The 23,508-nt window shown below is 37.5% G+C and carries 22 protein-coding genes; 5 read left to right on the top strand and 17 right to left on the bottom strand.

The annotated features are described in order from the left end of the window. Positions 1–2 precede the first annotated feature (2 nt). The 3 genes from MHH73_RS15425 to rpsU form a co-directional block, all read right to left on the bottom strand. Positions 3–1,319 (bottom strand): NfeD family protein, encoded by a 1,317-nt coding sequence (locus MHH73_RS15425; RefSeq protein WP_191810410.1) that lies wholly within the window; start codon positions 1,317–1,319, stop codon positions 3–5. Between the two features lie 222 nt (positions 1,320–1,541). Beyond that, positions 1,542–1,985 (bottom strand): GatB/YqeY domain-containing protein, encoded by a 444-nt coding sequence (locus tag MHH73_RS15430; RefSeq protein ID WP_095372517.1) that lies wholly within the window; start codon positions 1,983–1,985, stop codon positions 1,542–1,544. Positions 1,986–2,001: 16 nt separating this feature from the next. Further along, positions 2,002–2,175: a 30S ribosomal protein S21 gene (rpsU, locus tag MHH73_RS15435; protein WP_066201342.1), complete on the bottom strand. Its 174-nt coding sequence runs from the start codon at positions 2,173–2,175 to the stop codon at positions 2,002–2,004. 229 nt (positions 2,176–2,404) lie between these two features. Here rpsU and MHH73_RS15440 point away from each other — a divergent pair, with 229 nt between their 5' ends. Further along, a complete protein-coding gene (locus tag MHH73_RS15440) occupies positions 2,405–3,331 on the top strand; it encodes a Na/Pi symporter (protein ID WP_341067909.1) in 927 nt (308 codons plus the stop codon). Positions 3,332–3,412: 81 nt separating this feature from the next. On the opposite strand, the gene deoC is transcribed toward MHH73_RS15440, so the two are convergent. Next, positions 3,413–4,084: a deoxyribose-phosphate aldolase gene (gene deoC, locus MHH73_RS15445; protein ID WP_191810406.1), complete on the bottom strand. Its 672-nt coding sequence runs from the start codon at positions 4,082–4,084 to the stop codon at positions 3,413–3,415. A gap of 297 nt (positions 4,085–4,381) precedes the next feature. Here deoC and MHH73_RS15450 point away from each other — a divergent pair, with 297 nt between their 5' ends. Beyond that, entirely contained in the window at positions 4,382–4,582 is a 201-nt protein-coding gene (locus tag MHH73_RS15450) for a helix-turn-helix transcriptional regulator (RefSeq protein WP_191810404.1), read from the top strand. A gap of 7 nt (positions 4,583–4,589) precedes the next feature. Beyond that, on the top strand, positions 4,590–5,018 hold the full coding sequence (locus MHH73_RS15455) for a hypothetical protein (RefSeq protein WP_341067913.1): 429 nt from the start codon (positions 4,590–4,592) through the stop codon (positions 5,016–5,018). Positions 5,019–5,159: 141 nt separating this feature from the next. Here MHH73_RS15455 and mtaB read toward each other — a convergent pair whose 3' ends face one another. The 11 genes from mtaB to gpr all read right to left on the bottom strand — a co-directional run bounded on the left by mtaB (position 5,160) and on the right by gpr (position 18,858). Then, positions 5,160–6,503 carry a tRNA (N(6)-L-threonylcarbamoyladenosine(37)-C(2))-methylthiotransferase MtaB gene (gene mtaB, locus MHH73_RS15460; RefSeq protein ID WP_191810400.1) on the bottom strand — a complete coding sequence of 448 codons (1,344 nt, stop codon included), beginning with the start codon at positions 6,501–6,503 and terminating at the stop codon, positions 5,160–5,162. A 6-nt stretch (positions 6,504–6,509) separates the two neighbouring features. Further along, the gene (locus MHH73_RS15465) at positions 6,510–7,256 is read right to left on the bottom strand and encodes a 16S rRNA (uracil(1498)-N(3))-methyltransferase (RefSeq protein WP_191810398.1); all 747 of its coding nucleotides are present in this window, start codon (positions 7,254–7,256) and stop codon (positions 6,510–6,512) included. A 58-nt stretch (positions 7,257–7,314) separates the two neighbouring features. Next, positions 7,315–8,253 carry a 50S ribosomal protein L11 methyltransferase gene (gene prmA / locus MHH73_RS15470; RefSeq protein ID WP_191810396.1) on the bottom strand — a complete coding sequence of 313 codons (939 nt, stop codon included), beginning with the start codon at positions 8,251–8,253 and terminating at the stop codon, positions 7,315–7,317. Between the two features lie 22 nt (positions 8,254–8,275). Then, complete coding sequence (gene dnaJ, locus MHH73_RS15475) at positions 8,276–9,397, bottom strand: molecular chaperone DnaJ (RefSeq protein WP_191811339.1); 1,122 nt, start codon at positions 9,395–9,397, stop codon at positions 8,276–8,278. A 605-nt stretch (positions 9,398–10,002) separates the two neighbouring features. After that, the gene (gene dnaK / locus MHH73_RS15480; protein ID WP_191810393.1) at positions 10,003–11,838 is read right to left on the bottom strand and encodes a molecular chaperone DnaK; all 1,836 of its coding nucleotides are present in this window, start codon (positions 11,836–11,838) and stop codon (positions 10,003–10,005) included. 29 nt (positions 11,839–11,867) lie between these two features. After that, positions 11,868–12,488 (bottom strand): nucleotide exchange factor GrpE, encoded by a 621-nt coding sequence (grpE, locus tag MHH73_RS15485; RefSeq protein ID WP_191810391.1) that lies wholly within the window; start codon positions 12,486–12,488, stop codon positions 11,868–11,870. Positions 12,489–12,546: 58 nt separating this feature from the next. Continuing rightward, positions 12,547–13,578, bottom strand: coding sequence for a heat-inducible transcriptional repressor HrcA (gene hrcA, locus MHH73_RS15490; RefSeq protein WP_191810390.1), 1,032 nt, complete (start codon positions 13,576–13,578; stop codon positions 12,547–12,549). Positions 13,579–13,829: 251 nt separating this feature from the next. Continuing rightward, a complete protein-coding gene (gene hemW, locus MHH73_RS15495) occupies positions 13,830–14,963 on the bottom strand; it encodes a radical SAM family heme chaperone HemW (RefSeq protein ID WP_191810389.1) in 1,134 nt (377 codons plus the stop codon). Positions 14,964–15,146: 183 nt separating this feature from the next. Next, the gene (gene lepA / locus MHH73_RS15500; protein ID WP_191810388.1) at positions 15,147–16,982 is read right to left on the bottom strand and encodes a translation elongation factor 4; all 1,836 of its coding nucleotides are present in this window, start codon (positions 16,980–16,982) and stop codon (positions 15,147–15,149) included. 397 nt (positions 16,983–17,379) lie between these two features. Continuing rightward, complete coding sequence (locus MHH73_RS15505) at positions 17,380–17,673, bottom strand: DUF3679 domain-containing protein (RefSeq protein ID WP_341067920.1); 294 nt, start codon at positions 17,671–17,673, stop codon at positions 17,380–17,382. Positions 17,674–17,739: 66 nt separating this feature from the next. Beyond that, positions 17,740–18,858, bottom strand: coding sequence for a GPR endopeptidase (gpr, locus tag MHH73_RS15510; protein ID WP_341067923.1), 1,119 nt, complete (start codon positions 18,856–18,858; stop codon positions 17,740–17,742). A 247-nt stretch (positions 18,859–19,105) separates the two neighbouring features. Between gpr and rpsT the strand changes: the two genes are divergently transcribed. Next, positions 19,106–19,369, top strand: coding sequence for a 30S ribosomal protein S20 (gene rpsT, locus MHH73_RS15515; RefSeq protein ID WP_191810382.1), 264 nt, complete (start codon positions 19,106–19,108; stop codon positions 19,367–19,369). Positions 19,370–19,460: 91 nt separating this feature from the next. Here the strand turns inward: rpsT and holA are convergent, their stop codons facing one another. Continuing rightward, complete coding sequence (holA, locus tag MHH73_RS15520; RefSeq protein ID WP_191810381.1) at positions 19,461–20,495, bottom strand: DNA polymerase III subunit delta; 1,035 nt, start codon at positions 20,493–20,495, stop codon at positions 19,461–19,463. Positions 20,496–20,832: 337 nt separating this feature from the next. Between holA and MHH73_RS15525 the strand changes: the two genes are divergently transcribed. Beyond that, positions 20,833–20,967, top strand: a complete 135-nt coding sequence (locus tag MHH73_RS15525) for a YqzM family protein (RefSeq protein ID WP_095372500.1) — start codon at positions 20,833–20,835, stop codon at positions 20,965–20,967. Positions 20,968–21,115: 148 nt separating this feature from the next. Here MHH73_RS15525 and MHH73_RS15530 read toward each other — a convergent pair whose 3' ends face one another. Continuing rightward, a complete protein-coding gene (locus tag MHH73_RS15530; RefSeq protein WP_341067926.1) occupies positions 21,116–23,434 on the bottom strand; it encodes a DNA internalization-related competence protein ComEC/Rec2 in 2,319 nt (772 codons plus the stop codon). Positions 23,435–23,508 lie beyond the last annotated feature (74 nt).

The following is a 23,508-nucleotide window of genomic DNA, read 5'->3' on the forward strand; positions in this document are numbered from 1 at the left end:
GGTTATTTATCTAAATTTGTTAATTCACGGACGACTACTCTCGAGCCCTCTGCTTTGATGACTTCTACTTTTGCATCTTTTTTAATAAATCCACCTTCACTAACGACATCAATTCTTTCATTTTCAATGACAATCGTTCCTGATGGACGTAATCCTGTTAAAGCGTAGCCTTGTTTTCCAATTAGCTCTGAACGGGATTTATTTGAGATGTATCCTCTTTCAGTATTTGTAGAATCGCTTAAAATTAGTTTTTTAAAGAATTTCATTTTTTTACCAAACACCTTTACCATTAGAATAGAAACCGCAATAGATAATATAGCCGCAATCATAATGGAGGTTGCCATATGTTGCACATCAGCACCTGCCATGAATAAACTCCCAATTACTGCAGCAATCCCCAACACTCCGGCGATACCACCTGGGAGGAAAAACTCTGCGATAATTAACCCAATTCCAATAATAAATACAATGAGTGATTCATACCCGGCAAAGCCAGCAACCATATGACCGTAGAAAAATAAACCAAGAGCTGTGAGTCCCATTATACCTGGAATACCAAACCCAGGAGAATAGAGCTCTAGCAGTAATCCAATACTTCCTATAGATAGAAGAATAGGTACAATGATTGGATGTGTGATAAATCTAGCTATTTTCTCAGCAAAACTTGCCTCGATAGACCTTACCTCTGCATCTTCATAACCTAAATGTTCTAAAAGCTCTGCTTGCGTAGCAAATGTCCCTTCTGAATATTCCACCTGTTCTGCTTGACTAGCTGTTAACGTCAATAATTTTCCTTTCGGTGCACCTAATTCAGGTAAATCGATTGAATCATCTGCCATTGCTTGAGCAATCTCTGGATCTCTCCCACTTTGTTCAGCCGCTGCCGTCATAGTAGATAACCATGCTGAAACTGCTTTTTTATCAGCTGTGTTACCTTCTTGATCGATAATCGCTGCCGAACCCATTGTAGCTCCCGGCGTCATATAAATCTCATCCATGTTTAATGAAATATACGCACCAGCAGACAATGCTTGTTTATTCACAAATGAAATCGTTTTAATATTTGTAGATGATAATACTCTGCCAATTTCCTTGGCCGCTTCTACTTCACCGCCAGGCGTGTTTACTTCGAAAATAATCGCACTTGCTTGATTTTCTTCAGCTGTAGTCACCGCTCTATTGATAAAAGCATGCAATCCTTTTTCAACAGTCTCTTCTATTGGTACGACATACACAACCTCGTTATCAGCCTTGCTGATCGGTGTCATCATGACGAAAAATGCCCATAAAAACGAAAGGATGATTGTCGCTTTTCTCATTCTCTTCTCCCCTCCCCCCTTATACAGAAATACCTATGATTGTTATACGGCTGGCGCGTGAAAAGGTTTCATTTTTCTTTACTTATTTTGATTATGATTACATAAAGTAAAAAATGTGACTATGTAATATGTATAAAAAGAAACCTTACTCCTAGTATGGCATCTTTTAGACAAAATAAAAAGACCGTAAGCTCGAAAGCTCCGGTCTTTCCGTACATCTTTTTATGAAAGGTGTTGTTGTACAAGTTTATTAATAAGTGCACCGTCTGCCTTGCCTTTTAGCTTTGGCATAATGGCTGACATCACTTTACCCATTTCAGCTTTCGATGTAGCGCCTGTATCGGCAATGGTTTGTTTAACGATAGCAGATACCTCTTCATCAGAGAGCTGCTCAGGCATATATAACTCTACGTACTGTAATTCAGTACGAATTTTTTCAACTAGATCTTCACGACCTGCCTTGTCAAATTCATGGAGGGAATCCTTGCGTTGCTTTACTTCGCGAGAAAGGACAGTAAGTTCCTGATCCTCGGTAAGATCTTTTCCTTCCTTGATCGCCTCATTTTGCAATGAAGCTTTGATCATCCGAATCACAGTTAACTTATCTTTTTCTTTGTTCCTCATCGCTTGTTTCATATCTTCATTTAAACGCTCGAGAAGACTCACTTACATACACCCTCTCTTAAAACTTGCGCTTTCTTGCAGCTTCAGACTTTTTCTTACGTTTGATACTTGGTTTTTCGTAGAATTCGCGCTTTCTTGCTTCTTGCAAAGTACCAGTTTTTGATACTGAACGTTTGAAGCGACGAAGAGCATCTTCAAGCGATTCGTTTTTACGAACGACGGTTTTAGACATTCTCTTTCCCTCCCTCCGAGCACAACACACTTACATGTCAACATGGAATACCATGTACTTTGCAATTATAATATAACAGCGGTGTGAGGTCAACTGTATTTCACCTAGTCTTTCGCTGTTTAAAGATAAATGTACGTTTGTCTTATTTATTTTTATTATTTATTTTTTTGATTCTTCGTATGCATGTCCCTCAATTTTTCACCATATGCTTTTCTAGGAGGGACAAAGCATGACTTCATTTCTTATTTTTATAATAATGATTGCTGTTTTTATTTTTGGCATGACTTTATTGCGAAAAGGGCTATTCTATTTATCAGCAGATTCAACGAAACGCTGGTTAACAAAGTTTACAAATACACCGCTTAAAGGGATGATGGTTGGCATCCTCTTAACAGCTATTATGCAGAGTAGTTCTGCAGTTATGATTATCACCATTGGTTTAGTTGCTGTTCACTTACTTACTTTCCGCCAAACGATTGGTATTATTTTAGGGACAAACATTGGCACAACTATCACCACAGAGTTAATTACTTTCAATATAGAATCTTTTATTTTACCGATTGCTATTATTGGCATGTTATGTGCATTAATAAGGCGGCGATCCTTTCAGAGTATTGGCATTGGATTAATGGGCATCGCTTGCGTATTTGCTGCGATGAGAGGGTTTGAACATTTAGCTTTTTCCATTAAAGAAACCCCATGGATAAGAGATTTTCTTATCACATTAGATCAAAGCCTATTCTTAGCCGTTATAACCGGTATTGTTCTTACTGCGATTATTCAGTCAAGTACTGCCACTACAGGTATTCTGATGGGGTTTTTAACAGCAGGTGGGATGGACCTCAGTACAGCGATTGCTATCATGCTTGGTTCCAACATCGGCACTTGCGCCGATGCCTATCTCGCCAGTATCGGTGGACGTAAGGAAGCAAAGTTAACTGCTTATGCCCACATTTGGTTGAATATAATAGGTGTATTGCTCTTCTATCCATTCATTGAAATGCTAACAAATTTTGGTATTGCTTCAACAGACGAGATTGATAGGCAACTTGCTCATGTCGGTGTCCTTTTTAATGTCATCACTTCCCTTCTCGTTCTACCTTTTGTCAAACCTTTCAGTGACTTGATTATTCGCCTACATGACAGAAAACAGTAGTGATATTGTTGTTCTATCATCCTCCACAGTCAAAAAGAGAGCCGAACATGTAAAATGTCCGGCTCTCTTGCAACAACTATATTAATAATCTGTTGTAGCTGTTAATCCATTTACGATAGCAATGCCTGAGCTTGCACCGATTCTAGTCGCCCCAGCATCAATGACTGCTTGTGCATCTTCAGCACTTCTCACTCCACCAGAAGCTTTGACCCCAATATCAGGACCTACCGTTTCTCTCATTAATTTCACATCAGCAACCGTTGCGCCACCAGTTGAGAAGCCAGTTGATGTTTTAACATAATCCGCTCCTGCTTTAACAGCCAATTGACACGCGATTACTTTTTCTGCATCTGTTAACAAACAAGTCTCGATAATTACTTTTGTCAAAGCCTTACCTTCTGCCGCCGCCACAACTGCACGGATATCCTCTTCTACAACATCTAATTTGCCACTTTTAAGTGCGCCAATATTAATTACCATATCAACTTCTTTGGCTCCTTGTTTGATGGCTTGTGTTGTTTCAAAAGCTTTCACATCTTTATCCGATGCACCTAATGGGAAGCCAATTACTGTGCAAACAGCCACATCTGATTCCTGAAGAAGTTTAGCCGCTTGTGAAACCCATGTAGGATTTACACATACAGAAGCAAAGCCATTCTCTTTTGCCTCCTTACATAAAGTATCAATTTGCTCAGCCGTTGCATCAGCTTTCAATAATGTATGATCAATCATTTTTGCTATATTATTTGTCATCAATGAAATCTCCTTTTTTATAAAATACTTTCCTACTTATTTTTCTCTAATAGTTGTCCGTACCTCTGTTATCATATCATTTTATGAATGAAATATCGAGAATCTCTTTAGTAAAATGAGACAAACTGATTAAATGTAGGTTCTAAAACATACTAAAGACTCTTTTTCAAGATGTTAAGACAATAATTTATACCTAGTACTTTATTATCCTTATATTGAAAGGCTGTTATTCATGTAATATATATATTGAATAATGTAATATATATGTTACAATTTACAAAAGGAGTGATACAGTATTTGGATAATAAGGTTAAAATTTCTCGTATTCACGTAAATTTGACACAACAAGAACTCGCAGAAAAGATAGGGGTTACTCGCCAAACCATCAGTTTAATTGAAAAGGGCAAGTATAACCCTTCTCTCAAATTATGTCTGGATATATGTTACGCAGTGAATAAAACATTAGATGAAGTATTTTGGATAGAAAAAGGTGGCTGATACACAGATGAAAAAGATCACAGATGAACGTTTAGTCTTACAAAACTTAAAAAATATACGAATTGCATTTATCATCCAGACCATTGGCATTCTTGGAATTTTAGCTTATGACTTAGTTACAAGTGGGTTAGATGAAATGAGGCAAAACCCACTATGGACAATATTTATAATCACCGGAGTTGTTTTAGCATATTTATCAATGAGTATTAGTGCAGACCATGAAGATCATAAAATAAACCCGCGGAAAAGTCTCATTATCTCATTAGCCATTCTTATTTTCATTTCAACAATTGTTGGTTTTTTGGTCTCTGTCACTGAAGGATTTTCTATCATCAACGGAGTCATCGTGGGTGTCATTCTATTTATTTGTGGCATTATTCCTATCATTTATATTTATTTTTTAAGAAAAAATCGCCAAGAGGAAGAAGCCGAATAAAATATTGGTTGTTGTGTGTTTATTTGATATAAATTAGATGATTGCTTATGGTTCTTTTTAGTTTTCTAGATTTTAATATTCGCCATTATAAACATATAGGTAAAAAAGCTGACCGGTCAATGAACGGTCAGCTCTGATCATTTATACTGCTCTTTCTTTCATCTCATCCATGACACGAATAAATTGCCCTTCGTTATAAGGATAACCTGCTTTTGTTATTTTTACTTTGACTAATTTACCTACCATCTCTTCTGTTGCAGGAATGACTACTTTTAAGTAATTATCTGTATAGCCTACGTACAAATTCCCTTCTGGCGCATCTTTGTATTTTTCTTCAGGGATGATTTCGAGTACTTCATCTTCAAAACGACTTGCGTACTCTTTCGCTAGTTGATCAGATAAATGAATTAAGCGATGTACTCTTTCATTTTTAACTTCTTCATCAATTTGATCGGTCATTCGTGCTGCTGGTGTGCCCGTTCTACTTGAATAAGGAAAAACATGCAGCTCTGAAAATTTATGTTTTTTAATAAAATCATACGTCTCCATAAATTCTTCTTCTGTCTCACCAGGAAAACCGACAATGACATCTGAAGTGACTGCTAAACCTGGTAAGGCTTCTTTTAAGCGCTCAATTCGTTCAGCGAAAAACGCCATCGTGTACTTACGACGCATTCTTTTTAATACTGTGTCTGAGCCTGATTGAATCGGAATATGCAGATGACGGACAACGACCTTGGAGTTTCTGATTACTTCAATCACTTCATCCGTAATTTGACTTGCCTCAATAGATGAAATACGAATCCGTTTAATGCCTTTAACTTGTTCTTCTAAATCCTTTAATAGCATAGCTAGATTATAATTCTTAAGATCCTCGCCATAACCGCCAGTATGTATCCCAGTTAAGACAATTTCTTTATAACCAGCTTCCACTAATTGTTGCGCTTGATGAATCACTTCTTTTGGATCTCGAGATCTCATTAATCCACGAGCCCAAGGAATGATACAAAAGGTGCAGAAGTTATTACAACCTTCTTGTATTTTTAAAGAAGCACGCGTTCGATCTGTAAAGGCCGGAACATCTAGTTCCTCATAAACTCGATTTTTCATAATATTGCCGACCCCATTAATTGGTTGGCGTTCAGTTTTATACTGCTCAATATATCCTAACATTTTCTTCCGGTCCTGTGTGCCAACGACAACATCCACACCCGGAATGGCCATGATTTCTGCCGGAGATGTTTGTGCATAGCATCCTGTTACACAAATGACAGCGTCCGGATTTTTCCGAATGGCTCTACGAATAACTTGTCTGCTTTTTTTATCACCCGTATTCGTAACCGTACATGTGTTAATCACATACACATCAGAGGTAGATTCAAAACCGACACGATCGTATCCTTCTTCTTTAAACAATTGCCAGATGGCTTCTGTTTCATAATGGTTTACTTTACAACCAAGTGTATGAAAAGCTACTGATGGCATATATCTTCACTCCATTAATTCAAAATGATAAGAAACAGCTGAAAGGACATAGGAAGGTGCTGTTTCAGTTCTTAATATTCTTGGTCCTAATCCACAAGAAATAAACCCTTCATCCTCTAAAAGCGAAATTTCTTTCTCTGTCAGGCCACCTTCTGGCCCAAATATAAAAAATAAAGAGTCTCCTCGGGACATCCCCTTGAGTACTTGGTGAAAAGCTGATGATTCACCTTGTTTACTGCTTTCTTCATAAGCGACACATTTATAATCATAATTTTTACTTATTTCTAGTAACTGTTGTAAGGACTGTGGTCCATCCACATGTGGTACTATGATGCGATGAGACTGCTCGGCCGCTTCTTTAGCGATCTTTTGCCAACGATCTTTCTTTTTATTCGCCTTTTTTTCATCTAACTTTACAATGGAACGAGCTGACATAAAAGGGATAAACCGATGGGCGCCAAGTTCTGTGCCTTTTTGTATGATCCATTCGAGCTTATCCCCTTTAGGCAATCCGCTCACGATGGTAACATCAACCGGTAATTCGACATTTTTCTCTATCCATTGTACAACTTCTAACTCTACCACTTCAGAGGTAATGTTAACCAGTTTGCATTGAGCTGCTTTTCCATCAGGGTCTACACAAATAATTTCGTCACCTACGTTCATTCTCATTACGCGGGTAATATGATGATAATCATCATCTGTAATAAAAAAATGATCATTTTCTCTATGATTCACAAAATATCGTTGCATATATATAACCCCTTACTAAACGAATAAATAGGGGGAATTCATGACTCCCCCTAGTACATTACTGCTTCTTACCTATAATGGCAACCCAATCTTCCATTTGAATCGTTTCAACAATATCAAAACCACTTGATATCATCGCATCTTTAACAGCTTGTTTTTTCTGCTGAATAATGCCAGAAGCAATAAAATGACCTCCTGGTTTCACCACTTGTGCAACATCATCTGTAAAGCTGACAATTACTTCTGCTAAAATATTAGCGACAACTACTTCAGCTTGTACATTAATATTATCTAACAGATTGCCTTGAGACACCTCTACAATATCCTGCACTTTATTTAACTTGATATTGATTTTTGCTGAACGTACAGCAACTTCATCCAAATCGAGTGCAGTAATATGCTCAGCACCGAGCATCGCTCCAGCAATACTGAGCACACCTGACCCCGTACCAACATCAATAATATGATCACCAGGTGTAACAATATGCTCTAATGCTTGAATACACATCACTGTTGTTGGATGCGTCCCTGTTCCAAATGCCATTCCTGGGTCCAATTCAATAATGAGTTCATCACTACTTACTGGCGTGTATTCTTCCCAAGTCGGGACAATCGTGAATCGTTTAGAAATTTTTACAGGGTGATAGTACTTCTTCCAAGCAGTCGCCCACTCTTCTTCGTTCACTTCACTGATGCTGACCTCATTTTTACCAATATCAATGTTAAACGATAAAAGGTTACTAATGGCATTCTTTATCTCTTCTACTGTTTCACCTAAAAAGCTATTAATCGGTAAATAGGCTTTAACGATTACGCCTTCTTCTGGATAATCATGTGGATCGAGCTGGTAGATTTCGCCGTATTGATCTCTTCGTTCTTTCGTCAATTCAAATGGATCTTCAATCACTACACCACTTGCACCTGCTTCATGAAGAATATTTGAAATCGGCTCGACTGCTTCGTTCGCCGTGTGAACACTAATCTCTGACCATTTCATCTTACTACCAACTCCATTTCACTTATTCACCCTTAAAGGCACGCTTTACTTTTGAGAAGAATCCATCTTCTTGTTCACCTTGAGGTACTTTGCCACTCACTTCTGCAAATTCATTTAATAGCTGTCTTTGTTTATCTGATAATTTCGTCGGTGTTACCACTCTAACAATTATATGTTGATCACCAGTACCGTAACCTCTCACATTAGCTACACCTTTTCCTTTAAGACGGAATTTCGTGCCTGTCTGTGTTCCTGCTGGTACTTTGAGCTTAACCTTGCCGTGAAGCGTTGGAACTTCTACTTCATCCCCAAGTGCAGCCTGGACAAATGTAATTGGCATTTCACAATAAATATCGTCGCCATCCCTCTCAAAGAACTCATGAGCACGCACGTGGAAAACAACATATAAATCACCTGCTGGTCCACCGTTTACACCAGGTTCCCCTTGACCAGATACACGAAGCTGTTGGCCATCATCAATACCTGCTGGGATTTTTACACTGATTTTGCGACGTTTTTTCACTTTACCGTCGCCACCACATGTCGAACATTTATGTTTAATCTCTTTGCCCGTTCCATTACAGTAATTACATACACGACGGTTGACAATCTTACCAAACGGTGTGTTTTGCTCTACATTTAATTGACCGGATCCGTGACAATGTTTACATGTTTCCGGTTTCGTCCCAGGTTTCGCACCTGAACCATCACATGTTTCACACGTTTCTTCACGTGGAATTTCGATTTCAGTATCTTTACCAAAAGCGGCATCTTCGAAAGATACCGTCATATTATATTGCAAATCAGCACCTTGTCGCGGTGCATTCGGATCTCTTCTTCTCGATCCTCCACCAAAGAAAGAACTGAAGATATCTTCAAAGCCACCAAAGCCTTCGAAGCCACCTCCGCCACCAAAGCCCTGGTTTGGATCTGTATGACCAAATTGATCGTAATGCGCTTTTTTCTGATCATCACTTAATACTTCATAAGCTTCTTTCACTTCTTTAAACTTTTCATCCGCACCTGGCTCTTTATTAATATCCGGATGATACTTCTTAGATAATTTTCTGTACGCTTTCTTTATTTCATCCTTAGACGCACCTTTACTAACGCCAAGGACTTCATAGTAATCCCTTTTATCCATGATTACCACTCCCCGATCCATTTCACATAAAAATAATTGTATCATCCCACCAACCCAAAAGGCAATAAGAAAAGCGAAAGCGGCTTGCTCTGGAGCGACAAGCATAAGACGAAGATGGCTATGAGGTTGTTCTTTACCTCATAGATAGCTTTGACTTATGACCTCGAGCTCCATGCCGCTACAGCTAGACAATAAGAAAAGTGGAGGGTGCCCGCTTATCGGCGACAAGCATAAGACGAGCCGGCAGAAAGGTTGTTCTTTAACCTTTTGACGGATTGGCTTATGACCTCGAGCCGTTGGCAACCGCAACTAGACAATAGAAAAGCGAAAGCGGCTTGCTCTGGAGCGACAAGCATCTTCATGTGCGCTGCCATCAAACATGTCCACTTAGCTTCACCTATACGGGTGAGGATACATAATTTTTATGACTATTTTATGTTCTTTTCATTAACAAAGTGTGGTTTATTGTTTAGAAATAAGAAGTAAGCTGACGATTGCTTCCTTACTTCTTATTTCTAAACGAATGCCACTAAAAGAAAATTGAATGCAAAAATAAAGCCAAAGCCAAGTAATACCTGACTTTGACTTTTGTTTGGACTTTAAAATTATTTTTTATCGTCGTCTACTTCTTCGTACTCAGCATCTACCACATTATCGTCTGCTTTTTTAGATGCATCGCCTTCTGCACCTTGAGCTGCTTGAGCTTGTTGTTGTGCTTCTTCATATAACTTCATAGTCAAAGCTTGAACGATTTCTTGAAGTGCATCTTTCTTCGTGCGAATGTCTTCTAAGTCACCTTTTTCAATGGCAGCTTTCAATTCATCCTTCGCTTCATTTGCTTTTGTCACTTCTGCTTCTTCTACTTTACCTTCAAGGTCTTTTAATGTTTTTTCAGTAGTGAAAACTAATTGATCTGCTTCATTGCGAAGTTCAACTTCTTCTTTACGTTGTTTATCCGCTTCTGCATTATCTTCAGCTTCTTTCACCATACGATCGATTTCTTCATCTGAAAGACCTGTTGAAGATTTGATTGTGATAGCTTGTTCTTTATTTGTGCCAAGATCCTTCGCACGAACATTCACAATACCGTTTTTATCAATATCAAATGATACTTCAATTTGTGGCACACCACGTGGTGCTGGTGGAATATCTCCTAATTGGAAACGACCTAATGTTTTATTATCTTGTGCCATTGGACGTTCACCTTGAAGTACATGAATATCAACAGCAGATTGGTTATCAGCAGCCGTAGAGAATACTTGTGATTTAGATGTTGGGATAGTTGTATTACGCTCAATTAGCTTCGTGAATACCGCACCCATTGTTTCAATACCTAGTGAAAGTGGAGTTACGTCAAGTAAAACAACGTCTTTCACATCACCAGTGATTACACCACCTTGAATAGCAGCTCCCATCGCTACGACTTCATCAGGGTTTACCCCTTTATGTGGATCTTTACCTGTTTCTTTTTTAATCGCTTCTTGTACAGCTGGAATACGCGTAGAACCACCAACAAGAATAACTTTATCAATTTCTGATGGAGAAAGGTCAGCATCTTTTAACGCTTGGCGAGTTGGTCCCATTGTGCGTTCAACTAAGTCTGCAGAAAGCTCATCAAATTTTGCTCTTGATAAAGTAACTTCTAAGTGAAGTGGTCCAGCTTCTCCTGCTGTAATAAATGGTAAAGAAACTTGCGTAGAAGTCACACCTGAAAGGTCTTTTTTCGCTTTTTCAGCTGCATCTTTCAAACGTTGAAGTGCCATTTTATCTTTAGCTAAATCAATACCATTTTCTTTTTTGAATTGTTCTACCAAGTAGTCAATGATCACTTGGTCAAAGTCATCTCCACCTAGTCGATTATCCCCTGCAGTAGATTTTACTTCAAATACGCCATCTCCTAATTCAAGGATAGAGACGTCAAAAGTACCACCACCAAGGTCATAAACTAAAATCGTTTGATCTTCGTCCGTTTTATCCATACCGTAAGCAAGTGCGGCAGCAGTTGGTTCGTTAATGATACGCTCAACTTCTAACCCTGCAATTTTACCAGCATCTTTTGTTGCTTGACGCTCAGCATCATTAAAATAAGCAGGAACAGTGATAACAGCTTTATCAACTGTTTCACCAAGATAATCTTCAGCATAACCTTTTAAGTATTGAAGGATAGCTGCAGAAACTTCTTGTGGAGAAAGCTCTTTACCTTCTGCTTCTACTTTATAATCTGTTCCCATATGGCGTTTAATTGAAATAATTGTATTCGGGTTCGTAATTGCTTGTCGTTTAGCTACTTCCCCTACTTGACGTTCACCATTTTTGAAAGAAACAACTGATGGAGTTGTTCTATTTCCTTCAGGGTTTGGAACTACCTTTGCTTCGCCGCCTTCAAGCACGGCAACACATGAATTTGTTGTTCCTAAGTCAATACCAATAATTTTGCCCATGATCTATACCTCCATTACATAATATGTAGTTATTGATTTACTTTAACCATTGCCGGTCGAATGACACGGTCTTTCAGTAAATAACCTTTTTGAAATTCTTCAACGACTACATTAGAATCGTAGCCTTCTTCCTCCACCTGCATAACAGCTTGATGGAATTGAGGGTCAAATACTTGGCCTACAGCTTCAATCTGTTCAACGCCTTCTTTTTTCAGCGCCTCAATTAAACTGCGATAAACCATTTCCATTCCTTGTAGCAATGATTGCACGTTACTATCGTCTGTATTAGTAGATTGCAGTGCTCTTTCAAAGTTATCAAGGGCTGGTAATAAATCTGATACTAAGCTTTGTGCTCTATATTTTTCAGACGCTTCGCGATCTAATTTCGCACGACGTCTGCTATTATCAAAATCAGCTTGTAATCTTAAATAACGATTATCGGCCTCTTCCACCTTTTTCTCAAGCTCTGCCACCTTAGCTTCCAGCGCAGAAACCTCACTATTTACTTCAGATGAATCACCTTCAGATTGAGTGTCAGCAGCTTCACCAAAAACTTCTTCTGGTTGAATGTTTTCTTGCTCGGATTTGTTTACCTCTTCTTGTAGAGTCTCTTTTTCTTCTGCCAACTTTTTCACCTCCCTTAAATGCATTGGGTTCATAGTTAAAGGGGTGGAAGCGAAATTCCACCCTTATTCAATATTTCCAGGGTTATTCGTTTTGATACAGCCTAGTCAACTCATAAGATAAGCCTTTACTTAAAAATTGTAGCAAACTAATGACTCTGGAATATTCCATTCTGGTTGGTCCTAATATAGCAATCGTTCCTAATTGTTCTACACCAATAGAATAGCTTGCAGTAATTAAACTACAATTATCCATCGCAGAATTTTTATTTTCGGTACCAATTTTGACGCGGATACCTGAGGAATGATTACGTATTAAATCATAAATCCCTTCTTCCTGCTCAATCATATAAAGTAAGTCTTTTACCTTGTCTATATCATGAAACTCAGGTTGACTTAAGATATTCGTTTTCCCGCCAAAGAACAATTTCTCATTTGCAGGCATTTGAATCGTATCAATAATTGAGTGGTAAAGAAAGTCATAATGTTGGATATGCTGGCGTAAAACGATGGCAACTTCTTTATAAATCGTTTGATTCAGATGTTCAATTGGTACACCTACTAAACGGTCGTTTAAGATATTGACCATCATTTCAATATCTGCTGGGTTCATGGATTCAGGAAAATGAAACATTCTATTTTCCACATGCCCAGTATCTGTCACAATAATTGCAATGGCTGTGTGATCATTCAATGGAACGATTTGAATTCTTTTTAATCTATTTTCCTTCACTGCCGGACCTAAAACGATGGAAGTGTAATTCGTCATTTCAGAAAGAATTTTAGCTGATTTTTGCACGATTTTTTCTAATTCGTACATTTTATCACTAAAAATGCTTTTCATTTGTACAACTTCACTTTTATTAAGTTGCTGCGGGGATAATAGATGGTCGACATAGTATCTATAACCCTTCTCAGAAGGGATTCGTCCTGATGAGGTATGAGTTTTTTCTAAAAAACCAAGCTCCTCTAAATCAGCCATTTCATTCCTAATTGTCGCCGAGCTAAAAGAAATTTCATCTTTCTTAGATAATGTTCTTGAGCCAACCGGCTGTGCCGTCTGAATAAAATCATCAACAATTACTTGGAATATCAACAATTGACGATCTGTTAACACAGTAATCACCTCTGTTAGCACTCTCATTTAATGAGTGCTAAATCTAATAATAAATTATCAAATCTAGGAGCGAGTGTCAATCATTTGCGCCTTATCTCCATCATAATTATTAAAAGAAAGACAACAAACCATCTTTCAAAGAAGTATGTTGAAGGTGCCACTCGTATAATAGTCGCAAGACTGTTATGATTTCAACATATTCTTTTCTGGATACAACTGATAAATAGAGCGGTAGCCTTTTACAGCTTTGTTCATTTAATAAATGATTGAAAAACTTCGTTGCCTAATAATCGGCCTTGCTTTGTTAATTGAATAGAATCATCTTTTATTTCTAGTAATGACTTCTGTTCGTGTGCCATTAATTCTTCACGAAATACCTCCATGATATCTATATCAAATTTCTCCTTAAAACCTTTCATCGAAACACCTTGTGTTTTACGAAGTCCAAGAAACATTTCTTCCTCCATTTTCTCCTTCTTCGTCACTTCATGTTTGTCCATAATAGGCAACTGATTTTGATCTAATGGTTCCATATATTTTTTTAAAGGGCCGTAATTAGAGCGGCGATAACCATCTACATAGCTATGGGCGCCAGCACCAAACCCAAAATAAGCTTCATTATTCCAATAGGTTAAATTATGTTTACTTTCAAAGCCAGGCTTAGAAAAATTACTAATTTCATACTGCTCAAAGCCATTCTCTTTCATCTTTTCCATCAATAACTCATACATTGCTGCTTCAACATCCTCCCCAGGAGTATGAAGTTTACCTTTACGCATCAGGTTATAAAATACGGTTTTCGGCTCTATAATCAGCGAGTAAGCAGAAAAATGTTGAACATCTAATTGAAAGGAAGTGTTTAAAGTTTCTTGGAAGTCTGCCATCGTTTGAGTAGGCAAGCTGTATATCAGATCTATACTCATATTCTTAAAACCAGCTTTTTTTGCAGATTCCACTGACTGATACACATCTTTCGCTCGATGGACCCTACCAATTTTTTCTAACAATTGATCGTTAAATGTTTGTACACCTAAGCTTAAGCGATTGACCCCATGATCGAACAACAACTTAAGTTTTTCGTATGATAAGTCACCTGGATTAGCTTCAAAAGTAAACTCATACTGACCAGCAAGAGGTAATCTTTTACGAATCGACTCTAGAAAAGTGGCAAGTTGCTTTTCATTCAAAGCAGTCGGTGTCCCTCCTCCGACGAATATAGTCTTAAAAGGAGCGTATTCACTGCTGTTCATCGTGATTTCCATTTCTTTATCTAAATATTGTAGATACTCATCTACTGGTTGTCCCTTTAAGAAGACTTTATTAAAATCACAATAGTGACAAATATGTTCACAAAACGGTATATGAAGGTATGCCGCTTGAATCATTACTTTCACAACCTTACTTTTTTAGGTTTCTCATCTTGATGAGTTTAGCAAAAACAATCTTTGGACTTTCCATTCTAGTCTCTTTGTTTCTGCTTCTATTTTAAAAATTTAAAACGGAAAAAAATAGGCTAGGATACGCCTATGGGAAAGCATACCTAACCTATCCTAATAAAGCAATTTATTTTATTTCTTCGTATTATTATCGTCCATTTTTAATACAGCCATAAATGCTTCTTGCGGTACTTCAACCGACCCAACTTGCTTCATGCGCTTTTTCCCTTCTTTTTGCTTTTCAAGCAATTTTCTTTTACGGGAAATATCTCCACCATAACATTTTGCAAGGACATTTTTACGCATCGCTTTTATTGTTGAACGAGCAATGATCTTTTGCCCAACTGCTGCTTGAATAGGGACTTCAAACTGTTGACGCGGAATAAGTTCTTTTAATTTTTCAACAATCACTTTTCCTCGTTCATATGCAAAGTCTTTATGAACAATAAAGCTAAGAGCATCCACTTTCTCTGCGTTTAATAAAATATCCATTTTCACAAGCTTAGATGGGCGATAACCGATTAATTCATAATCAAAAGACGCATACCCTTTTGTATTTGATTTTAATTGATCAAAAAAGTCATAAACAATTTCTGACAGAGGTATTTCATAAATAATATTCACACGTGACTCATCCATATATTGCATATCAATGAAATTGCCGCGTTTTAATTGACACAGTTCCATAATCGCACCGACATATTCATTTGGTGCCATCATCGTTGCTTTTACATACGGTTCTTCTACTCTTTCAATTTTTTGTGCATCCGGCATATCTGAAGGGTTATCAACTTTTAACTCCGTTCCATCTGTTAACACCACATCATAGATTACACTTGGTGCCGTTGTAATTAAATCAATCTTAAATTCTCGCTCAATTCTTTCTTGAATAATCTCCATATGCAGCAAACCTAAAAATCCACAACGGAACCCAAATCCAAGCGCCTGCGAAGTCTCAGGTTCGTACTGAAGAGCAGAGTCATTCAGTTCGAGTTTTTCAAGTGCTTCACGCAAATCATTGAATTTCGCACTATCAATCGGATAAAGTCCACAATAGACCATCGGGTTCAGTTTACGATAACCAGGTAACGGTTCTGTTGCACCATTCTTTGCACTTGTAATCGTGTCACCAACTCGTGTATCGCCTACGTTTTTAATTGCTGCCGTTAAGAAACCAACATCTCCAACTGAAAGCTCATCCATTGGCGTCGATTTAGGTGTAAATACGCCAACCTCAGTTACTTCGAACTCTTTGCCTGTGGCCATCATTTTTACTTTGTCGCCTACTTTAACTGTTCCATCAACGACGCGAATATAAGCAACAACTCCACGATAAGCATCATATAAGGAATCAAATATTAACGCTTTAAGAGGCGCATCTGGATCTCCAGTCGGTGCCGGAACCTTCTCTACCACTTGCTCTAGAATCTCTTCAATCCCAATCCCTGCTTTGGCAGATGCTAAAACAGCTTCAGAAGCATCAAGTCCAATGACTTCTTCCACTTCATTTCTTACACGCTCTGGATCGGCACTAGGTAAATCTATTTTATTAATCACAGGTAATATTTCTAAATCATTGTCTAACGCCAAGTATACATTAGCTAACGTTTGCGCCTCTATTCCTTGAGCAGCATCGACGACTAATACTGCACCCTCACATGCTGCTAAACTTCTGGACACCTCATATGTAAAATCGACATGCCCTGGCGTATCAATTAGATGGAAAGTATAAATTTCTCCATCCTTAGCTTTATATTTGAGTTGTACAGAATTTAATTTAATCGTAATGCCACGTTCTCTCTCTAAATCCATCGAATCTAGGAGCTGATCTTTCATTTCCCGCGAAGTAAGTGCATTTGTTTTTTCCAGAATACGGTCAGCCAATGTGGATTTCCCATGGTCAATATGAGCAATAATGGAAAAATTACGGGTCCTAGATTGCCTATTTAGTCTCTCTTCTCTATTCATGTAACTTTCTTCACTCCTATATAAAAGCGCAAATCACACATATGTGTATGGTTCACAACAGTTTTCACTAGTAAGCACACTAATGGTCTGGCTACACAAAGACTCTATATACGATCATCTTTGTTAGCCAAGTTTCTTAGCACTTAAAAAGTGGATGATATGTACTTCATTTATTTACTTGCTTCTCTATCTAATCGAAAAGACATACATATTTTTGATTATAGCAGTACAAAATGGAAGATTCAACGAAATTCATGAAAGGGTGTACAGATTCAATCGGAGTTTCATTTCTATTTTTAGGATAGAGAAGCTAGTTGGAGGATTGGTTTCATCTGACATCATTGACCATTTTTATAAATCCTAGGCGGATCCTTGAATCCACCTAGGGAATGCTCTATTACTCCTCATCTTTTGCTTGTACCTTATCAACTACCATATCAATGCCTGTTCTTGTTATGGCTTGCGTTCCTTCTGATATGGACTTACCAATAGATGAGAAGAGATTAAAGGACTTCATCTCCTCTAATTGTTTCTGCTTACCTTGTAAATCATGTGTGGATGCGCCCCTATCATCCCCGACTGTTAGGGTACTCATCTCTACCATTGCATGATTCGCTTGCTTCATACCAAACAAAACAGAAATAAACATGAGAGATATAATAAATATAGCTGCGATCATAAATCTTTTCATTCGAATCACCTTTTCCTTATTCTAGTAATAGATTGTATGAAAAGAATAGAAAAGATAGAACCTTTTTTATCTCGTATAAAAGCCTGTATTCTCTTGGTTTACTTTCGTATGGAGGGCAGCATTTAATCCATTAGCTAGTAAATTAGCCATATCTTCTATAAACACATCTACTTCTTTTGGGGTTACCATCAAGTTATGCCCCAGTGGAGATAGAACTTCCCCGATTAATTTACGTTTTTCTTCCTCAGGTAATGTACCCACAATACCCATAAATGTTTGTCGCTCATTCTCCTCAGGTAAATCTTCTTCAGATAGCTTGCGCTTTTCTCCAAATGTCATGCCAGCCGGTGTTAAAGAGCGAGAAGGCTTGTCCCCTTCTTTTAGTTCCTTCCCAAAATGCTTGAGGATGAAATCTATTGTGTCACTTGTAATCGAAACAGCATCAACAACAGTTGGCACGCCAATAGCAATAACCGGTACACCTAAAGTTTCTTTACTAATTTCCTTTCGCTTGTTGCCAACACCTGATCCAGGATGAATGCCTGTATCAGAAATTTGGATAGTAGAATTGACCCTTTCAATAGACCTTGCTGCTAGAGCGTCCACAGCAATGACAAAATCCGGCTTCGTTTTCTCAACAATACCAAACAAAATGTCACTTGTTTCAATACCCGTTAACCCCATTACACCAGGCGAAAGCGCGCTAACAGGACGATAGCCATCTTCTACACTCTCAGGCTGTAACTCAAATAAGTGCCGAGTAATTAGTAAGTTTTCACATACTTCAGGTCCAATCGCATCAGGTGTAACATTCCAGTTCCCTAAACCAACGATTAAACACGAATCGTTAGGGCCAATGCCAAGGTCTTTAATAAAGTAGGCCATTTCTTTAGCAAATAGCTTTTCCACTTGCAGTTGTGTTTCCGTATCTTGTTGTCTAATCCCCTGTACCTCTATTGTTAAATATTTACCTGGTTTTTTCCCTAGCATTTCACTTCCTTGTTCTGTCACTTCGACATAAGAGGTTTTCATGCCATTTTCTTCTTTTTCTTTTATAATAACGCCTTCGATTTGGGACTGATTCTCTTCACCGTGTATTCCTTGATTTTCTAATACGACCTCGCGAGCTTCTATCGCTAAGTCCGTTCTTATACCATATTTGCTTAAATCCAACTTCTCATTCAAAGCGAAACGACCACCTTTTTTGCGTATTATAGTTAGTTTTAGGATGACCACCACTTGTTCAAATCATGCATGTTTTATATGTGAACAATATGTTTCTACAGTGAAGGAGAAGATGGATTTCCTCGTTTTGTATTGATTTATTGTCTCAGCTTTGATAGAATATCACTTGTTCTGAATTTATAATAATGATGAATACAAATATCGAGTTCATAAAAATTCGATGCCTTTTTTGTAGGAGGTGAATGGAATGCCAAATATTAAATCTGCTATCAAACGTGTTAAAACAAACGAAGCACGCAGTGCACGTAACATTCAAGCTAAGTCTAACATGCGTTCTGCAGTGAAAAAATCTGAAGCTGCGATTGCTAACAATGATGCAACTGCTGCTGAGAGCTTTGCACAAGCTGCAAGCAAACTAGATAAAGCTGCTGCAAAAGGACTTATCCATAAAAATGCTGCTGCTCGTAAGAAATCTCGTTTAATGAAAAGAATGAATGCTGCAAATGCTTAATTTGTAGAAATCATAAAAAGCTATCCACATGATGGATAGCTTTTTTTCATTTCATATAAAGATTAAGCCCGATGGAAAATACATGAGGTATTTATAAAACTTCAATATCTCGTTTATTTAATTTAAATAAAAATAACTCAATTAATAATTGCTTGTTCATTCCTCCTGTTTTCATTTGATAATCAGCTTCTGCAAGCACATCCATGATTTGCGATAACTCTTCTTCACTAAAAAGTCTCGCTTGACCGGCCGCAAGTTTCACTCTAAAAGGGTGAGTTTTAATATATCCAGCCATCTGATTTTGCCCATAACCTCTTCTAGACAATTCTTTCACTTGGTAAATGAGACGGAACTGATTTGTAATTACTGCCAAAATTTTAATAGGTTCCTCATTTAACTTTAATAAATCATAAAAAATTCTTAATGCTGCTTCTATGTCTCTATGGACGACTTTATCAACTAGTGTAAAGATATTTTGTTCTAAAGACCGCGACACTAATTGATCGACCATTTCAACCGTAATGCGTTTTTCATCATTACCGTATAAAGCTAGCTTGTCCATTTCGCTCGTTAACATAAATAAATTCATACCTGAAAGTGTAAGAAGAAGATTAATTGCTTCTTCATCAATCTGTACGCCATTTTTGGATGCACGATCACGCATCCATACATGTAACTCTTTCTCATTCAATTGTTTCGCTTCTAACACTGCAGCATTTTTTTTGATTTGCTTTGTTAACTTTTTTCGCTCATCTAGCTTTTCATACGCACCAGAAAATACGAGAATAGTGTAAGGAGCAGGATCTTTCAAATAGTTCTCAAGTACATTTAATTGATGCTCCACCTTTGCTTTCCCTTTATCCGCTGTTAAAAAATATGGATTATGTAAAATAATAAGACGGCGCTCTCCCATGAAAGGAAACGTTTCAGCGTCTTCAATTGCAACTTCAATTGGCGTTTCTTCTAAATCATAGGTAGATAAATTGAAGTCAAGTTCTTCTGGCAGTAACGCATGATTGATTAATAATTGTTTCGTTTCATTGATAAGGTAAGGCTCAGTTCCGTATAGCAAATATACAGATGAGAAGCTTTTTGCTTTAATTTGCTTCCATATATCAAAAACCACTTTTCTCGCTCCGATCATATTTTATAAGTACTATCTATCCTATAGAAGCAAATCGATTTTGACAAGTGGAATGAAAAGAATGCACGCTGCTTATAATACCAATAAATACAAGAAAAGCGCTTATTAAGCGCTTCTCAAACAATCTATATAGAAACGCTTGCAAGCAAGAGGCCTAGGATTCTCTTGCTGAAGCGGTGCACCCTTATACTTATAATATGGCATGACAGTCGCTAAATTATCGCTGACAACTCATGTAAGTAAAGGAAAAGCATTGCTAGAAGTGTAGATTTTTTCATGGAAATCACTTATACTAATTAAGGAAATAGGAGGGTTGACTGTGAACGAATTTGAAAAAAATGTCCAATCGAAACGTCACGATATTGGTGACTCCGCAATGGGATTCGTTGCTTCTTTCGGATTCTTTACCATTCTATTTGTCATTGCGGTCGCAATTAAAGCAATCGGCGCATAACCCTTGAAGGCTCATAGGCAGATACATACTTCTGTCATTTTGCATTATTGACTTAGAGCTTTCAGAAGAGACTGCATTTCGCTTTGCAGTCTTTTTTATTTTTTGAAAAGAAAGTTAAATTCGTTCGATTGTCTAGGCATAAAATATCCTATGGTAGGACAGTTGAAAAGGTTCCGTTCCCCCTGAAAAAAACATAAGAAATTCCGCCATGATGATCCGTTCTTATTATTGGAATTTGATGATCACTTAACCTCTGCAACACTTCCTCAGTTGGATGACCGAAACGATTGTTCCTACCAACTGAAATAACTGCTAATTTAGGTTTTACCCCATCGAGAAACTTCTCAGTCGTCGAAGTTTTACTGCCGTGATGCCCCACTTTTAATACATCAACAGATAACCTCCCATATTTACTGACTAGCTTCTCTTCCCCAGCTTCTTCTAAATCACCAGTAAATAACCATGCTAACCCCCCAATGACAGCATAAAGCACGATAGACCCATCATTTTTATTATTTGCTGTTTTATCCAAAGGCATAAGAATTTGAAATTTCTCATCCTTCATACGCCAACGAACACCTGCGCTTATCTCCTGTACATTAACGTTTCTTGTTTGAGCTAACTTTAAAATCTCTGTTTCTAATGCACTTCTTTCATTCGTAATCGGTAGTAATATTTCTCTTACTTTAACCATAGACATAACAGCTGGTGCACCTCCCATATGATCACTATCACCATGAGTAAGAATAAGCTTATCAATTTTCCTAATTCCTTTACTTTTTAAAAAAGGCACAACAATATCTTCTCCAGGATCAAATGCTCCGGTTCTTTCCTGCCATTCCTCTTTTTCAAATGAAAGTACTCCCCCAGTATCAATTAAATAATTCCCCCTATTATGAGGTAAACGAATGAATATACTATCCCCTTGCCCGACATCAATAAAAGAGACTTCTCCAGTAAAAGTAAAATAAGGAGTAAGATAGTGAATGAAAAAAACGAAAAAAGGTGCAATGCTTGCTAATAGAAAATTCTTCCTTCCCTCACCTTTCTCCCATTTTAAGAAGAAAAGAAAGATTGCAAATAAATAGAGTAGAATAAGCCACAAAGAGGGCCTTCCTAAGGTTAATACAGCCTGAGGAAAATCTGCTATTGTTAAACTTAACTTATTCATACGCTCTAGTAATGTATTTATCCATTGAATCGGAATCCAAGCCCAAGTTCCGACAATCAAATGATAAGCCAATAAGAAAAGACATAACGGGAGAAGAACAAAAGAAAAAATGGGTACAAAGATGATATTAGCTACAAGGGAGAAAATTGAGATTTCAAAGAATGAATAAAGTAATATTGGCGTTGCCGCTAACTGACAAATAAAAGATATCACAAAGAGTGACCTTATAGGGGATGAACGCCTTTTGAGGAGAGAATAAGAAGACAAAAGCAAAACATAAGTAACTGCGAAAGAAAGTTGAAAACCGACGTCATAAAGCGTAAATGGGGTGATAAATAAATAACAAACAAATACAATACATAGTACATCTTGCGTTCTCATAGCTGACAAAAACATTTTAAATAGCGCTGCGAACATCAGCATGGCTACAGCTCGAATAACTGAAGGTGTTCCTCCGGCAATCACGCCATAGATCGGTAACAAAACCACTAAAATTATCAACATATGTTGCCTTGTCACACCTAACCGTAAGCCCACAAACAAGAGCATTCCAGCTAACAAACTAACATGCATACCTGAGATAGCTAATAAATGAATAACCCCTAACCTTTGATAAGCTGTTTCAACGCTTGCATCTAATTGCGAGCGGTCTCCATAGACTAATGCATTCGTTAGTGGAGCGGTTTCACTCGGAAAGTACTTATTCACATATTGAATCCCTTTCTCCCGCCATTGCCAAATTTGTGTAACGATATTCGTATTACTCATTTGGCAACTTCGTAAATCAAATTGATCTGTTTGAATTTGCCAGTGAATACCTTTACGTTGTAAATATTGTTGATAATCAAAACTATGGAAATTAGTTGCTTTTTGCGGTATTTCTAGTTTTCCATTCACGTTACATATCAAACCTGTACTCGTTATCTTCTCCATCGAGTCTTTTTCTTCCTTAGATTGAACGTAGTATGTAAATAAGAGTTTTTCATTTGTAAGTTGATCTATCGCTTGGGCCGAAAGACGATCTCCATCAATGACCCATCCATGAGTAAAGGTCAATCGGAAATCAGTTCTTTCGCTTATTATATCTGTCACATTATCATAAGAAGCAACATAACCTCTAATGAAAAATAACACACTACATAAAATAAACAATAATGTCAGTCTTCGAGAAAGATATTTTGTAAAAATACTAAAGAGAAAAAACAGGAAAAGGGGAATGAAATACAAATAAGAGGAGAAAGAAGATAAGAGTGAAAAAGTCGCGACAAGGGAGCAAAAAAACCATTTCCCTGGCAAAAAAATTCACCACCCATTTAGAATAGTATCGTTAAATCCAAGAATATGAAACGGTTCGCTGCCTAAACAAACCG

Origin of the sequence: Cytobacillus sp. FSL K6-0265, assembly GCF_038003465.1 — a bacterium.
Classification (GTDB): domain Bacteria; phylum Bacillota; class Bacilli; order Bacillales; family Cytobacillaceae; genus Cytobacillus; species Cytobacillus stercorigallinarum.

Excerpts from the sequence above, each read along its gene's own strand:
- MHH73_RS15425 (WP_191810410.1), bottom strand. The coding sequence starts at position 1,319 with ATGAGAAAAGCGACAATCATCCTTTCGTTTTTATGGGCATTTTTCGTC.
- rpsU (WP_066201342.1), bottom strand. The coding sequence starts at position 2,175 with ATGTCTAAAACCGTCGTTCGTAAAAACGAATCGCTTGAAGATGCTCTT.
- MHH73_RS15440 (WP_341067909.1), top strand. The coding sequence starts at position 2,405 with ATGACTTCATTTCTTATTTTTATAATAATGATTGCTGTTTTTATTTTT.
- deoC (WP_191810406.1), bottom strand. The coding sequence starts at position 4,084 with ATGACAAATAATATAGCAAAAATGATTGATCATACATTATTGAAAGCT.
- MHH73_RS15455 (WP_341067913.1), top strand. The coding sequence starts at position 4,590 with ATGAAAAAGATCACAGATGAACGTTTAGTCTTACAAAACTTAAAAAAT.
- mtaB (WP_191810400.1), bottom strand. The coding sequence starts at position 6,503 with ATGCCATCAGTAGCTTTTCATACACTTGGTTGTAAAGTAAACCATTAT.
- MHH73_RS15465 (WP_191810398.1), bottom strand. The coding sequence starts at position 7,256 with ATGCAACGATATTTTGTGAATCATAGAGAAAATGATCATTTTTTTATT.
- prmA (WP_191810396.1), bottom strand. The coding sequence starts at position 8,253 with ATGAAATGGTCAGAGATTAGTGTTCACACGGCGAACGAAGCAGTCGAG.
- dnaJ (WP_191811339.1), bottom strand. The coding sequence starts at position 9,397 with ATGGATAAAAGGGATTACTATGAAGTCCTTGGCGTTAGTAAAGGTGCG.
- dnaK (WP_191810393.1), bottom strand. The coding sequence starts at position 11,838 with ATGGGCAAAATTATTGGTATTGACTTAGGAACAACAAATTCATGTGTT.
- grpE (WP_191810391.1), bottom strand. The coding sequence starts at position 12,488 with ATGCATTTAAGGGAGGTGAAAAAGTTGGCAGAAGAAAAAGAGACTCTA.
- hemW (WP_191810389.1), bottom strand. The coding sequence starts at position 14,963 with ATGATTCAAGCGGCATACCTTCATATACCGTTTTGTGAACATATTTGT.
- lepA (WP_191810388.1), bottom strand. The coding sequence starts at position 16,982 with ATGAATAGAGAAGAGAGACTAAATAGGCAATCTAGGACCCGTAATTTT.
- MHH73_RS15505 (WP_341067920.1), bottom strand. The coding sequence starts at position 17,673 with ATGAAAAGATTTATGATCGCAGCTATATTTATTATATCTCTCATGTTT.
- rpsT (WP_191810382.1), top strand. The coding sequence starts at position 19,106 with ATGCCAAATATTAAATCTGCTATCAAACGTGTTAAAACAAACGAAGCA.